Here is a 14,608-nt window from a genome sequence, read left to right as displayed (position 1 = left end):
CAAAGGTTTAAAATCGGAGGCAAAATGGCAAAAGCGAAAGAAATATACAAGATAATAGAACAAATTGCTCCGTTATGTTTGGCTGAAGATTGGGATAATTCCGGCCTTCAAATTGGTTCTTACGATCAAGATGTCAAAAAAGTTCTTTTGGCTTTAGACGTGACAAATGAAGTGGTCCAAGAAGCGATAGAAAAAGGTGTACAGTTAATTGTCTCACATCATCCATTTATCTTTAACGGAATTAAGTCATTGTGTGTTGACAACGGAAAGGGAGAGCTGGTCGCACAGTTAATAAAAAATAATATATCTGTTTATTCGGCCCATACAAACCTTGATTCCGCAAAATTTGGTTTAAATCATTATATCGCGAGTCAATTAGGAATTAAAGCAACCGAACCTCTTGTACAATCTGATCAAGATCAGTTATTTAAACTTGTGATTTTTTCGCCTCAAAATTTTTCTCAAAAAATTTTAAATATACTTGGAGAAAACGGTGCTGGTTTATTGGGAAAGTACAGCCATTCATCTTTTAGAACAGCTGGCAAATCAACGTTTAAACCGCTTGAAGGTTCACAACCGCATTTCGGAACAATAAATAAAGTTGAGACGGTTATTGAGGATCGAATAGAAACTATTATTGACCGCCATTTAATTAAAACAATTTTACCTATTCTAAAAGAAGTCCATCCTTACGAAGAAATGGCGTATGATTTATACCCATTAGATCCTTTGATTTCGAAAAACGAAAACGGATTGGGCAAAATTGGTTATTTAGACAATCCCATGTCAGCTCAGGATTTTATTGATTTAATAAAAGAGAGCTTAGGCGTAAGTTTTGTTCGCACTGCTGGACCTGTTCCAGAAAAAATAGAAAAAGTTGCATTATGTACAGGGGCAGGCGCAGAATTCTTGAGTTTTGCTAAATTTAAAGGAGCAGATGCTTATATAACAGGTGATTTAAAGTATCATGAAGCGCAGAATGCCAAAGAAAATAATTTGTGGGTCATTGATGCTGGACATTTTGGTACAGAAAAAAATGTTGTGTATCTCTTAAAGGATCATTTACAATCGCATTGTCCATTTATTGAAATCATGACATCAGAAAATATAAAAAGTTTTTTTGATATTTACTAGACTAATTAACGCGATATTTATTTCATAAAAGCAAGGAGGACTTTATGAAAAAATTGTTTACGGGAAACGAAGCAGCGGCGCGTGGCGCATGGGAAGCCGGCGTAAAATTTGCGGCAGCATATCCGGGTACGCCTAGCACGGAGATACTAGAAAATTTAGCTTTATATGATGAAGTTCAAACTGAGTGGGCGCCGAACGAGAAAGTGGCAGTTGAATCGGTTGCAGGTGCTTCAATTGCAGGTGTTCGGAGTTTAGCATGTATGAAACATGTGGGGCTTAACGTTGCTGCTGATCCGATGTTTACTTTTGCTTATTTGGGTGTCAATGGCGGTTCGGTTATACTGACCGCTGATGAACCGGGTATGTTTTCTTCTCAAAATGAACAGGATAATCGTCATTATGCAAGAGCTGCTAAAATGCCAATGTTTGAACCGTCAGATTCACAGGAAACAAAAGATATGATGATCAATGCCTTCGATCTTTCAGAAGAATACGACGTCCCTGTTTTGTTTAGAATGACAACACGCGTTGATCATTCTAAAAGTATCGTGAATTGTGAAGATCGAAAAGATGTTCCTGACAAACCGTACGAAAAGAATATCCCCAAATACTGTCCAATGCCTGCGTTTACCGGGGATATGCAAAAGAAATTATATGGAAATTTAGAAAAACTTAAAGATTTTTCGAATCATTGTAAGTGGAATTATATTGAAGATAATCATAAAAAATTAGGAATAATCGCATCTGGTGTTGCGTTCCGATATGCGAAAGAAGTTTTTGGCAACGATGCTTCTTATTTGAAAATTGGTTTTTCACATCCTTTGCCAATGGATTTAATCAAAGTATTTGCATCTAAAGTTGAAACCATTTATGTTTTGGAAGAAAATGATCCAATCATGGAAACTGAAATAAAGGCTGCAGGTGTTCAATGTATTGGCAAAGATAAATTTCCACAAATGGGAGAACTTTTACCCGAACGAATTAGATTGGCGGCATTTGGAAAGACACAGGAAACAATAAAGCCAAATCCAAAGGCGGTTGTTGGCCGTCCACCGGCACTTTGTGCGGGCTGTCCTCATCGCGGGTTCTTCTATGAGTTGAGTAAATTAAAAAACACCATGATTTTTAGCGATATCGGTTGTTATACCTTAGGCGCATTAGCACCTTATAACGCAACAGACGCTTGCATTTGCATGGGTGCATCAATTTCTGGCGGACATGGTGTTTCACAGGCTTTAAAATTAAAAAATGAAGACATGAACGTTGTCTCTGTTATTGGTGACTCAACCTTTTTCCATTCTGGTATTACGTCCTTACTTGATGCTTCCTATAATAAGAGCTCATATTTAACAGTTATTCTTGACAATAGAATTACAGGAATGACCGGTCATCAGCAAAATCCTGGAAGCGGATATGATCTGAAGGGAAATAAGGCACCGATTTCTGATATTGAAAATATTTGCCGCGCGATTAATATTACCAATATACGAACAATTGATCCAAATAATTTACAGGAAATGAAAGACGCTTTAGAATGGGGCATTCAGTGCGATGGACCAGCCGTTATTATTACGAGATGGCCCTGCGCATTAAAGAGACTTTCTGAAGAAGATAAGCAGGAATTTCCTGAAGTGTTTACTCAGAAATATCATGTGGATATGGACAAATGTATTGGCTGTAAAAAATGCATTGGAACAGGATGTCCATCATTAGAATTTGGCCGTGTTGAAGATCGGAAAATGAACATCACTGAAAGTTGTGTGGGTTGTGGTGTGTGTAGCCAGGTTTGCCCGGTTGATGCGATTATAAAGGGATAATAGAAAATGGAAACAAAAAATATATTGTTAGTTGGTGTGGGTGGACAAGGTACTATTACAGCCGCAAAATTATTAACAACTGGGCTCATGGCATCAGGATATGATGTTAAAATGAGCGAAATACATGGGATGAGTCAAAGAGGTGGCTCTGTCAGCTCTCAAGTCCGCTATGGTTCTGAAGTGCAGTCACCTGTTATTGAAGCGGGAACAGCTGATATTATTGTTGCTTTTGAAAAAATGGAAGCAATGCGATATATTAATTATCTTAAACCAAATGGAAAAGTGATTGTAAATGATAAAGAAATCTGGCCAATGCCCGTTATTATTGGAAAGGCAAAATATCATTCAGATATTATTGGTGAATTAAATAAATTAGCAGATGTTACCGTAATTAATGCTTCCCAATTGGCTGAAGAACTTGGCAATGAAAAAGTTACAAATGTTATTTTATTAGGTGCAATTGTTAAGGCAATGGGATTAGATCATATTGATTGGGATCAGATTATTGCAAATAACGTAAAGAAAAAATTTATTGAATTGAACCAAATTGCAATAAAAAAAGGAATGGATTTAGTTTGATGGACAAAATAAATGGTCAAAACTATCGCTTTTTTCAACATAAAAAATGTGAGTTTTTTCCTTGTCATCAGGTGAATCACGAACAGATTGACGATTTTAATTGCTTATTTTGTTATTGCCCACTGTACGCTTTAGGGGAAAAATGTGGTGGCAATTTTTACATATCTAAAAAAGGGGTAAAAGTGTGTACGAATTGTGTATTTCCACACAGAAAAGAAAATTATGATCAAGTGATGGATAAATTAAAAGCATTTATAAAAGAATCAAGTGAAAAAAATCTAAAATAATTTAATAATAATGGGAGAGAAGCTATGAACGTAATGTGGGGGATATTATTACTTATCGGAAGCTATTTCATTGGAAATTTAGATTTTGCTTACATTGTTGTTAAAATAGTAAAACACGACGACATTCGTAATTATGGAAGTGGAAATGCAGGTACAACAAATGTTCTGCGAACAATGGGACTAAAGTATGCAGCATTGGTTCTCTTACTAGATGCACTTAAAGGAACCCTTTGTATTGCCATTGCTAAATATCTCAATCTAATAGTAGGTCTTGATCCCATGTGGATTGCTGGAACTGGGATTGCAGTTTTATGTGGTCATAATTGGCCTGCACTCCTAAAATTCAGAGGAGGCAAAGGAACAGCTACTTCTATAGGATTATTTTTGTTATACGATTGGAGAATTGCAGTAATTTGTATCGGTGTAGCTTTAATTATTTTGGCTATTTTTAAAATGGTCTCTTTAGCTTCAATAACGGGAATGACGATTTTACCATTTGTTACTTTTGCATTTTGGGGACTTACGAATCCTCCTGCATTAATTTTAACTATTTTTATGGCCGTGTCAACAGATGTTCAGCACCGCAGTAATATAAAAAGAATCATTGCAGGTAAAGAAAGCAAAATTGGCCAACATGTTGAAATGAAAAATTCAGAAAAATAGTTTGTAAAATCCAAAATATGATAGATATCATATTTTGGATTTTTAAATATAATTAAAACAATGGAACAAATAAAACATAATATCGATCCTTTTTTTTGTTTAGATTCTCAAATATTAATATTAGGTTCTTTTCCTTCCCCGAAATCTAGAGAAACTGGTTTTTATTATGGTCATCCTCAAAATAGATTTTGGAAAACATTGTGTGGGATATTTGATGACAATATTGTCCCTAATATCATTTCTGAAAAGAAGACATACTTGAAAATGCGAAAAATTGCACTGTGGGATGTGGTAGCAAGCTGCCAAATTCATGGTGCCGCAGATTCTTCAATAAAAAATGTTGTTTATAATGATTTGCATTATATAATAGATACAACGCCCATTCAGTTAATCGCAACAACGGGGAAAAAGGCGGATTCTTTATTTCGAAGAAGATGGTCAAAAGATCCAGAAATAAATAAAATAAATTATTTAAATCTTCCTTCTACTAGTCCAGCAAATGCTTCAATGAATTTATTACAATTAATTAAATATTATCATCAAATAATCGATGTATTGAAATGAAAGGATAAGGAATAACATGAAAATTTCTTGTGAACGATGCGGAAAAGAGATCGGGTTCTTTTCAAGAGCGCATGAATTAAAAAATGTGAATTTAAATATTGAATACAGTAATTTATGTTCAAAATGTAATTCCTTATTAACCAATGCGATATCAAAGATTGACGTCATGACGCAATCGATTCGTAAAGTATTACTTAATGATTATAATTTTTCAAATTTGATTTCTGTTGATTTGGATACTATCATTTATTTAGCAATTGATGCGATGTTAAAAATGAATCCAAACTTTATTGACCGTAATGATGAACTTTACCAAGTTTTCATAGGAGAAAATTCAGAAAATATATATTCTGAAAAAGAACTATTATCAAAATTGATAAAAAAAATATTAGATTATGGTTTTTCTGCTAATTTAGAAAATGCCGAATTACTGAGCTATAGTAAATATTTCAATAATACTGTATTATTTATTAAGCAAATACAAGCAAATTGCAGCCAAAGTGTTCCCCAGACTTGGACGGATCTATTTCTAACGAAAAGGGGGATTGTGCTTCGACAAACAGAAGGTAGACAAGTCACCAAAGTCAATTTCCCAATTAACGAAGAAATTAAATACTCTTTGAAAAAACAAGATAGTTTACAATCTGTACATTTTTCAAATGTTAAATATCCAGAATCATTATTTCAGGATCGAAATATTATTTTGTACAGTAATGACGATAATCAATTGCGGCAAATGACAAAACTAGTCGATTACTTTAATGAACAACTAAAAGAAAAAGAAGATCAAAAACGTAGATTAATCCTCAATCAGGTGGGTGAACAGGTTAGAAAGGATTTAAGAAAATTATTTTCAGATACGTCTATTTCAACATTGCATATCGATAGTGTTTTGTTGATTATTATGAAAAATATCAAACAAAGGAAAGAAATACCTGTTCTTGACATTTACAATCCTTACGGAGTGATCATTGATTTACTGATTCGAGATTATTTGACTAATTTTTTAACTTTAGGAATTAGAACTAGAGATGATATCGTCGAATATATTCAGGATCGTTGTTTATATATTGACGACTGTAATATAAAAGTACCAGAAATACAATCGGATCATTTTTGGGGATTCTTTACATCCAGAGGATACATTCTATTTTTAAAGCAGTCAAAAAAATATTTGTTTGTTTTTGAAAAAAATTATCCCAACGATATTTATTATCCTTTGAATAATCTGCTTTATCAAGGAATCAGATATCTTCAAATTCCGGATCGATACCATAATTTATCAAAAAAGAATGACCAAAACGGTATCATTTTTTATAGCAAGAAGATTGATAACGTAGATGAAATGAATCGTTTCTTTGTAAAAAATAATTGTGATTATCAAATGGACTTTTATATGGAACAAAGAAATGAGACTTTTTCTGATCGAGATCGAATATTAGAATTAAAACGGACTTGCGATAAGCTATTTGCCGTTTTTGGATATATTCCATTTTGCATGTACGATGAATGGCTTACAATTTATCAAGAAATGATAAAGGATAGTCCGTTTCTTGAAAAATTATTTTCCGAGCAATCTTCAATTGTTAATCAATATAAACATCATACAATTTATACAGAACGGATCACACATGCTTTTGATAAAGGCGCAATGGATTTAATGAAGACATTAAAGATTGATGATATTGATATTGCAAAGGGACTCATGTTGGAATATTTAAATCAAACATTAATCGATCTCTTATCAGAGGAATGGATACGGATTAATGGCGATCAAATTACTTCAAATACATCACTAGAACAATCTTTTAATTATTATCTTAATTTGAAAAAGATTGAGCCGCAAAAAGCATATTACTTTGGATTGTTCGTTTATTATTTAATAAATAAGAGCATTTTATCTAAAAAAAATAATTTTTTTGAAAATTATCAGCGCTCTATGATTGTGTTTTTAAGATGTCAGCAAAACTTAGAATATGATGCAGGTATAGAAATTCCATCTGAAATGCTGGAAAAAAAAGATTCTGAAGCTGAAAATAATGAGACTACAAAGGAATTAACAGAAAAAAGAAAATGAATCGAGATATCACAAAGGGTTTAAATGCACAACAAAAAGAAGCTGTCCTGTCTACAGAAGGGCCATTGCTAATATTAGCTGGTGCAGGTTCTGGAAAGACACGGACCATTATTCACAGAATTGCCTACATAATTGAAAATAAATTAGCTTATCCTTCACAAATTTTGGCAATTACTTTCACTAATAAAGCTGCTGAGGAAATGAGAAATAGAATTGCAGCAATGGATATTGAAGATTCCAGATATATTTGGATGTATACATTTCATGCCATGTGTTCGAGAATACTACGAACATATGCGGAATTACTTGGATATCAAAAGAATTTCGTTATTTATGATACAGATGATCAAAAACGTTTATACAAACAAATAATTAAAACATTAAATTTCTCTGATAAATTGTTTTCATTTGGCAGTATTATAAATGAAATTTCATTAGCAAAAGAAAAAACGATATTACCTGATCAGTACGCAAAAGATGCGGTAGGAGATTTTCGAAGAGAAAAAATAGCCCAATTTTATAAGGTTTATCAAGAAGAACTCAAAAAAAATAATGCAATGGACTTTGATGATTTAATTCTCAATACGATTATTTTATTTAAAACAAATCCTCAGGTTTTGAGTAATTATCAACATAAGTTCAAATATATCTTAGTTGATGAGTATCAAGATACAAACCACAATCAGTATGAATTGGTCAATTTATTATCGTCGGAAAGTCAAAATATTTGTGTGTGCGGCGATGATGATCAAAGTATATACGGATGGAGAGGGGCCGATATTCATAATATCTTAGATTTTGAAAAAGATTATCCTAACGCAAAGGTCATTAAATTAGAGGAAAATTATCGTTCTACACCATCTATACTTAATTTAGCAAATCATATTATTGCAAATAATAAAGAAAGAAAAGATAAAAGGCTGTGGACTAATAATCCAGAAGATCCACATCAAATCGCGTTACGCTCATTTAATTCAGGAAATGAAGAAGCGGAATATATAGCAAATGAAATCCAAAGCTTAAGAAAAGAAGACCATTATAAATTTAATGACATTGCGATTTTATATCGAACGAATGCACAATCGCGATTATTCGAAGAAACCTTTATGCGACATAATATGCCATATCAATTAATTGGCGGAACAAATTTCTACGCGCGAAAAGAAATTAAAGATATTATTTCATATTTACATGTGTTGTATAATCCGCAAGATGATTTAGATACACTTAGAATAATCAATGAGCCAAAACGTGGAATTGGCAATACAACAATTCAAAAAATAAAAGATTTCGCCGATTTTAAAGGTTTCAGTATTTTGCAATCAGCCTTTCACTGTGATGATAATCCAGAATTGTCGCCTTCAACCAGAACAAAAATCAGGCAATTTACGGATATCATCTCTAGCTTACTTGAATTGTCGAATACTGTTGGGGTTGCAGAGTTATTGGAAGAAACTATTAATCAAACAGGCTACTTGAATATGTTAAAAACTGGGAATGTTCAAAATGCAGACGCTCGAATTGAAAATCTGCAGGAATTAATCTCTAGTGCCGTGGAATTTGAAAAGAACTCCGATGACCAATCACTTCAAGCATATCTCGAAACCATTTCATTAACAAATGAAACTGATAAATATAACGATCAAGATGGAAAAATATTGCTCATGACGCTTCATAACGCAAAGGGCCTTGAATTTCCTGTTGTCTTCATGCCCGGAATGGAAGATGGTATTTTTCCACATATTCGTTCTTTTGATGATGAAACTCAAATGGAAGAAGAAAGAAGAATTTGTTATGTCGGCGTAACTCGTGCACAAAAAAGATTATTTTTGACGTACGCGAATTCTAGAACGATTTTCGGTAGAACGCAGCCAGAAATTCCTTCTCGATTTATTGAAGAACTTCCAAAAGAAAATATTGATTTTCAGGAAAGAGGTTATGCAAGTTCGAATGTACACGTGCATAATAATGTGTCCTCTCCAAAATTTAAACATCGCACATTTAATCAAAGTCTGAAATACGCAAAGGTCAAAAAATCGGAGACTTTCACACCTAAATCTGAAAACAATTTTCAATTGGCAGACCGCGTTAAACACAAGAAATTTGGCGTTGGAACGATTATTGATGTTCAAAAGAATCAAATTTCAGTTGCTTTTCCAGGAGTAGGAATAAAAAAACTTGCACCTTCCTATGTGCAATTAGTAAACGAGTAAAATATGGATTCAATATCATTAGATAATAAAGCATTAATAGAATCACTGGTCAAAAAATTAAACGATGCCTCTGAAGCCTACTATAATGGCAGAGAGGAATTGATGTCCAACTATGAATGGGACAAATTATTTGATCAATTAAGTAAATTAGAGAGACAAACAGGTTATGTATTAGACAATAGCCCCACTCAAACTGTTGGAACCCTACAAGATAACGACGGTGATAAAGTGCTGCACGAATATCCGGCGTTATCATTAGCAAAGACAAAAAATGTTAATGATTTGGTAAAATGGGCCTGTGGTAGAGATGTTTGGTTATCTTGGAAACTTGATGGTTTAACGCTGGTTGCAACTTATGATCAAGGAGAATTAATCTCTTTAGTTACGCGAGGGAATGGAATAATTGGCACAAACATCACGTCACTGGCAAAAGCGATTCACGGCATTCCTCGTACAATTCAATTAAAAAGTCATCTGGTTATTAGAGGTGAAGCAATTATCAAATATTCTGATTTTGAAAATTTTTGTCTTTCATCCAATAATGATTACGCTAACCCAAGAAATCTTGCATCAGGATCATTGAGTCTAAAAGATATTGACGAAGTAAAACGGCGTAATATTCAGTGGATTCCATTTACATTAGTACACACAGATGAAAAGATAGTATCTTGGGGCGAACGGATGAAATTATTAAAAAAGTTAGGATTTCATCCAGTTGAAGCGGAAAAATTACATCCAGAGAGGATTGAAGAAGGAATCACACGATGGAGTAAAAGAGTTGCAAGCGATCAATTAGATTATCCTGTAGATGGTTTGGTGATGGTTTTTGATGATACTGAGTATGCACGAAATGGCGGTGCTACCGGTCACCATGAAAAGCGCGCTGGTCTTGCGTATAAATGGCAAGATACATCAAAAACAACAAAGCTTGAAACAATAGAATGGTCGTGTGCGGCTTCGACAATTACGCCCATCGCCATATTTGATCCCATTGATCTTGAAGGGACCACGGTAAAGAGAGCAACACTTCATAATATCAGTGAGTGCAAACGCTTGGGAATCGGTGGACGTGGAACAGAAGTCACAGTCATTAAAGCGAATAAGATCATTCCTAAAATTATTTCAGCCAAACCAATGGGAATATTTTCTATTCCTAAAGAGTGTCCTGTCTGTCATCATGAAACAAAAATAGAAATATCATCTTCGGGTGCAGAAACACTACATTGTACAAATATCGATTGTGCTGCAAAACATCTCAAAAAATATGAACGATTTGTTAGTAAATACGGAATGGATATTAACGGTTTATCTCTTCAAACTTTAAACAAATTTATGAATCAAGGATACATAAAAAATTTTTCTGATATTTACTTGTTAAAAAGCCATGAAACTCAAATAAAAGAATTAGAAGGTTTTGGTGAAAAATCAACAGAGAATTTATTGCAAGCAATTGAAAACAGCAGACATGTTAATGCGGAGAAACTGTTATTTGCACTAGGCATTCCTATGATTGGTGTCGATGCAGCAAGAAAAATTATTCAGTCTATCGGCTTTAAACAATTTTTATATTTTTCTAAAAATAAAAAAAATTTTTCGTGCATTGATGGAATTGGTGAAAAAATGTCTGCTTCTATTATTGCATGGTATGAAAACAACTCGAGTGAATTAAATTTATTACTTCAGCAACTAACGGTACAAGATAATCAAATTGATACGAATTCGCAACAAATGTGTGCTCAGCTAACTTTTGTTATCACAGGATCACTCAATCATTACAAAAATCGAGATGCTCTAAAAAATTATATTATCAGTCAAAATGGACATGTAACGGGTAGTGTTTCTGCGAAAACAGATTATTTAATTAATAACGATATAAATAGCAAAAGTGGAAAAAATAAAAAAGCAAAGGAATTAAATATTCCAATTATTACAGAAGAAGAATTCATAAGACAATTTACAACCAAAAGTTAATGGCACGACATGTTAACCGTTTGTTGAAAATGTAGTTTCTTTTATTTATAATGTATTATATTTAAATATTAATTAGGAGTTATGATGAGTATTTCAAACGAAGAAGTAACCTATGTTTCAAAACTAGCGAGACTTCGTTTCAACGAAGAAGAAACAAAAAAAATGGCAAAAGAATTGGGATCGGTATTAGATTATGTTGCGACTTTGAATGAAGTAGATACGTCTAATATTGAACCAACAGAACATATTCTCCAAGTAAGTAATGTATTTCGAGATGATGTTGTTGGCACACCACTAAGCAACCAAGTTGCACTTGCAAACGCACCAGATCAAGAAAATGGGTGTTTTAAAGTGCCGCGTGTATTAGATTAAGGAGATATAATGAATATTAATAGACTTACAATACATGAAACAAAGGAAGCATTATCTAAAGGAGAATTTTCCTCTGAAGAATTGGTTGCTTCATATGCAGACCGCATTGAAAAGGTTGATCCGAAAGTCGACGCTTTCTTATTAAAATGCTTAGACGACGCAAAAGAGCATGCCAAAAAAATTGATAGTGAGGGAAAAACTGAATCAAGTATATTATCCGGCATTCCGTACGCATTAAAAGATAATATCTGTACGAAAGATATCAAAACAACAGCTGCATCGAAAATGCTATACAATTTTGTTCCTCCATATAGCGCTGACGTATATGAACGCTTACAAAATTTAGACAGTATTATGCTTGGAAAGGTCAATATGGATGAATTCGCGATGGGTTCATCTACAGAAAACTCAGCCTTTAAGACGACGAAAAATCCTTGGGATCTTTCTACGGTGCCCGGTGGTTCATCAGGTGGCTCTGCGGTTGCAGTAGCTGCGGATATGGCAGCTTACGCTCTCGGAAGTGATACGGGTGGGTCCATACGCCAGCCTGCGTCTTTGTGCGGTGTTGTTGGCTTAAAACCAACTTATGGATTGGTATCGCGTTATGGTTTAATTGCATTTGCTTCTTCGCTGGATCAGATCGGAACTTTTACTAAAGACGTAGAAGATGCAGCTATCGTTCTTAACGCAATTGCCGGTCATGATGCGAAAGACTCCACTTCATTAAATATATCCAAAAAAGACTATACCGTTAATTTAAAGCGTGGAGCAAAGGGGCTGAAAGTTGGTATTCTAAAGAACTTTAATACCGAAGGTGTACAGGAAGAAGTTAAAACTGCAATGGACGAATCAATTGCAGCTTTTAAAGATGCTGGGGCCGAAATTGTTGAAGTAGACTTTAGATATTTTAAGCAGGCTTTGGCGGCTTATTATATTGTTGCGTGTGCAGAGGCTAGTTCAAATCTTGCTAGATATGATGGTGTTCGCTACGGTTACAGAGCAAAGGAATACACCGATTATATCGACATGTATTATAAAACAAGATCCGAGGGCTTCGGATCAGAGGTAAAACGAAGAATAATGCTTGGAACTTATGCTTTGAGTTCGGGTTATTATGATGCGTATTATAAAAAAGGCATGCAAGTTCGGACAGTTATTATTAATGAATACAATAAAATTTTCGAACAATGTGATGTTCTTATGACGCCAACGTCTGCAACCACTGCATTTAAAATTGGAGAAAAGGTTGATGATCCATTGCAAATGTACATGTCAGACACTTTTACTGTTCCGATAAATATCGCAGGTATTCCGGCAGTTTCTATTCCAACGAAACTTGATCAAAAAGGTTTGCCGATTGGCATTCAAATAGTAGGTCCAGCATTGGGCGAAGAAAAAATTCTTCAAGCTGCATGGGCTTTAGAACAATCATTCAATTTTAGAAAAAACCAGCCGAGCCTATAAGAGGAGAAACATAAATGGAATATGAAATCGTCGTCGGTATGGAAATTCATGCCGAACTTTTAACTAATACAAAAATTTTCTGTTCTTGTCCTACCAAATTTGGAGATCCGGAAAATACACATACTTGCCCTATTTGTCTGGGAATGCCTGGTGTATTGCCTGTATTAAATAGAGATGTTGTTCGTTATGCCGTAAGAGCTGGACTAGCATTAAATTGTAAAATTGCAAATTTCAGCAAAATGGACAGAAAAAATTATTTTTACCCAGATCTTCCTAAGGCATATCAAACCTCTCAATTCGATCGCCCATTGTGTTTGGGTGGAACCGTTGATATCAATGTAAATGGCCAAACAAAACCGATTGGTATTACACGTATTCATATTGAAGAAGATGCCGGGAAACTGCTCCACGAATCGACAGATGGTACTTTAGTAGATGTAAATCGTTGCGGTGTGCCACTAATAGAAATTGTTTCAGAGCCTGATATTAGAGGCCCAGAGGAAGCAAGAATTTTTGCAGAAAAGATAAGAAATACTTTGGAATATACTGGAGTCTCTGACTGCAAAATGGAAGAAGGCTCAATTCGTTTTGACGTTAACGTATCCGTACGTGAAAAAGGTACTGAAAAACTGGGAACACGTACAGAAATGAAGAATTTGAATTCATTTAGAGCTTTAGAAAGAGCGATCAAGTACGAAAGTAAACGTCAAATTATCGAATTAAAAAAAGGACATCCCATTATTCAAGAAACGAGAAAATGGGATGATGTTAAAGGAATTAGTTCCGCAATGCGTTCTAAGGAAGATGCACAAGATTATCGTTATTTTCCCGAACCAGATCTAGTACCTATTACCATAACGGATGAAGAAATAAAAAAAGCTAAATCAGAATTGCCTGAACTTCCAGAAGCTAAAAAAGCCAGATATATGGCGGAATATGATTTACCGGAATACGATGCAGATTTAATCACTTCTTCTAAAGAAATGGCCCAATTCTTTGAAGAAACTGTGAAAATCTCTAACCATCCAAAACAAATTGCAAACTGGTTAATGGTTGATATTCCAGCTCACTTAAAGGAAAAAGAATTATCTATTTCTACAATTCCATTTGTCCCGAGCGATCTAGCTGAATTAATTGACTTGATTCAAAATGGAATGATATCTGGGAAGATAGCCAAGTTTGTTATGGAAAAAATGTTTACAGAAGATGGCTCTCCAAAAGAAATTGTTGAAAGAAATAATTGGGCACAAATGCAAGATGAAGGAGAGCTTCAGACAATTATCGAAAAAATTGTTGAGGACAATCCAAAATCTGTTTCTGATATTTCTTCAGGAAACAAAAAGGCATATGGCTTTTTAACTGGACAGGTTATGAAAGCAACAAAAGGAAAAGCAAATCCACAATTAGCCAATAAAATTATCAGAGAAGTTGTAGCGAAAAAAATAAATTAATCATATGAATCAAGCA

At 34.1% G+C, this 14,608-nt stretch carries 12 protein-coding genes; all 12 read left to right on the top strand.

All coding sequences use genetic code 11. The features are described 5' to 3' along the window. Window positions 1–24: 24 nt before the first annotated feature. Window positions 25–1,134 carry a Nif3-like dinuclear metal center hexameric protein gene (locus FYJ52_RS06065; RefSeq protein ID WP_154576332.1) on the top strand — a complete coding sequence of 370 codons (1,110 nt, stop codon included), beginning with the start codon at window positions 25–27 and terminating at the stop codon, window positions 1,132–1,134. Between the two features lie 44 nt (window positions 1,135–1,178). Continuing rightward, a complete protein-coding gene (iorA, locus tag FYJ52_RS06060; RefSeq protein ID WP_154576331.1) occupies window positions 1,179–2,951 on the top strand; it encodes an indolepyruvate ferredoxin oxidoreductase subunit alpha in 1,773 nt (590 codons plus the stop codon). A gap of 6 nt (window positions 2,952–2,957) precedes the next feature. Continuing rightward, window positions 2,958–3,530, top strand: a complete 573-nt coding sequence (locus FYJ52_RS06055; RefSeq protein WP_154576330.1) for an indolepyruvate oxidoreductase subunit beta — start codon at window positions 2,958–2,960, stop codon at window positions 3,528–3,530. Continuing rightward, window positions 3,530–3,817, top strand: coding sequence for a cysteine-rich small domain-containing protein (locus tag FYJ52_RS06050; protein ID WP_154576329.1), 288 nt, complete (start codon window positions 3,530–3,532; stop codon window positions 3,815–3,817). Before FYJ52_RS06055 ends, FYJ52_RS06050 begins: the two co-directional genes overlap by 1 nt. A 24-nt stretch (window positions 3,818–3,841) precedes the next feature. Beyond that, window positions 3,842–4,480 carry a glycerol-3-phosphate 1-O-acyltransferase PlsY gene (gene plsY / locus FYJ52_RS06045; RefSeq protein WP_154576328.1) on the top strand — a complete coding sequence of 213 codons (639 nt, stop codon included), beginning with the start codon at window positions 3,842–3,844 and terminating at the stop codon, window positions 4,478–4,480. A 60-nt stretch (window positions 4,481–4,540) separates the two neighbouring features. Next, on the top strand, window positions 4,541–5,044 hold the full coding sequence (locus tag FYJ52_RS06040) for a DNA-deoxyinosine glycosylase (protein ID WP_154576327.1): 504 nt from the start codon (window positions 4,541–4,543) through the stop codon (window positions 5,042–5,044). Window positions 5,045–5,060: 16 nt separating this feature from the next. After that, a complete protein-coding gene (locus tag FYJ52_RS06035; RefSeq protein WP_154576326.1) occupies window positions 5,061–7,121 on the top strand; it encodes a hypothetical protein in 2,061 nt (686 codons plus the stop codon). After that, window positions 7,118–9,334, top strand: a complete 2,217-nt coding sequence (locus FYJ52_RS06030) for an ATP-dependent helicase (protein WP_154576325.1) — start codon at window positions 7,118–7,120, stop codon at window positions 9,332–9,334. Before FYJ52_RS06035 ends, FYJ52_RS06030 begins: the two co-directional genes overlap by 4 nt. 3 nt (window positions 9,335–9,337) lie before the next feature. After that, window positions 9,338–11,305, top strand: a complete 1,968-nt coding sequence (gene ligA / locus FYJ52_RS06025) for an NAD-dependent DNA ligase LigA (RefSeq protein WP_154576324.1) — start codon at window positions 9,338–9,340, stop codon at window positions 11,303–11,305. An 84-nt stretch (window positions 11,306–11,389) separates the two neighbouring features. Then, on the top strand, window positions 11,390–11,677 hold the full coding sequence (gene gatC, locus FYJ52_RS06020) for an Asp-tRNA(Asn)/Glu-tRNA(Gln) amidotransferase subunit GatC (RefSeq protein ID WP_154576323.1): 288 nt from the start codon (window positions 11,390–11,392) through the stop codon (window positions 11,675–11,677). A gap of 9 nt (window positions 11,678–11,686) precedes the next feature. After that, window positions 11,687–13,141, top strand: coding sequence for an Asp-tRNA(Asn)/Glu-tRNA(Gln) amidotransferase subunit GatA (gene gatA, locus FYJ52_RS06015; RefSeq protein WP_154576322.1), 1,455 nt, complete (start codon window positions 11,687–11,689; stop codon window positions 13,139–13,141). Window positions 13,142–13,155: 14 nt separating this feature from the next. Then, on the top strand, window positions 13,156–14,592 hold the full coding sequence (gene gatB, locus FYJ52_RS06010) for an Asp-tRNA(Asn)/Glu-tRNA(Gln) amidotransferase subunit GatB (protein ID WP_154576321.1): 1,437 nt from the start codon (window positions 13,156–13,158) through the stop codon (window positions 14,590–14,592). Window positions 14,593–14,608 lie beyond the last annotated feature (16 nt).

The sequence above is a fragment of the Pseudoramibacter porci genome, assembly GCF_009696145.1.
GTDB lineage: Bacteria > Bacillota > Clostridia > Eubacteriales > Eubacteriaceae > Pseudoramibacter > Pseudoramibacter porci.
The sequence above is the reverse complement of the archived record's forward strand: the minus strand, read 5'-3'. Positions and strand labels throughout refer to the sequence as shown.

What these genes read in the sequence shown, in the direction of transcription:
- gatC (WP_154576323.1), top strand. Translation starts at nt 11,390, where the DNA reads ATGAGTATTTCAAACGAAGAAGTAACCTATGTTTCAAAACTAGCGAGA.
- FYJ52_RS06050 (WP_154576329.1), top strand. Translation starts at nt 3,530, where the DNA reads ATGGACAAAATAAATGGTCAAAACTATCGCTTTTTTCAACATAAAAAA.
- FYJ52_RS06055 (WP_154576330.1), top strand. Translation starts at nt 2,958, where the DNA reads ATGGAAACAAAAAATATATTGTTAGTTGGTGTGGGTGGACAAGGTACT.
- ligA (WP_154576324.1), top strand. Translation starts at nt 9,338, where the DNA reads ATGGATTCAATATCATTAGATAATAAAGCATTAATAGAATCACTGGTC.
- FYJ52_RS06030 (WP_154576325.1), top strand. Translation starts at nt 7,118, where the DNA reads ATGAATCGAGATATCACAAAGGGTTTAAATGCACAACAAAAAGAAGCT.
- gatA (WP_154576322.1), top strand. Translation starts at nt 11,687, where the DNA reads ATGAATATTAATAGACTTACAATACATGAAACAAAGGAAGCATTATCT.
- FYJ52_RS06040 (WP_154576327.1), top strand. Translation starts at nt 4,541, where the DNA reads ATGGAACAAATAAAACATAATATCGATCCTTTTTTTTGTTTAGATTCT.
- FYJ52_RS06065 (WP_154576332.1), top strand. Translation starts at nt 25, where the DNA reads ATGGCAAAAGCGAAAGAAATATACAAGATAATAGAACAAATTGCTCCG.
- gatB (WP_154576321.1), top strand. Translation starts at nt 13,156, where the DNA reads ATGGAATATGAAATCGTCGTCGGTATGGAAATTCATGCCGAACTTTTA.
- FYJ52_RS06035 (WP_154576326.1), top strand. Translation starts at nt 5,061, where the DNA reads ATGAAAATTTCTTGTGAACGATGCGGAAAAGAGATCGGGTTCTTTTCA.
- plsY (WP_154576328.1), top strand. Translation starts at nt 3,842, where the DNA reads ATGAACGTAATGTGGGGGATATTATTACTTATCGGAAGCTATTTCATT.
- iorA (WP_154576331.1), top strand. Translation starts at nt 1,179, where the DNA reads ATGAAAAAATTGTTTACGGGAAACGAAGCAGCGGCGCGTGGCGCATGG.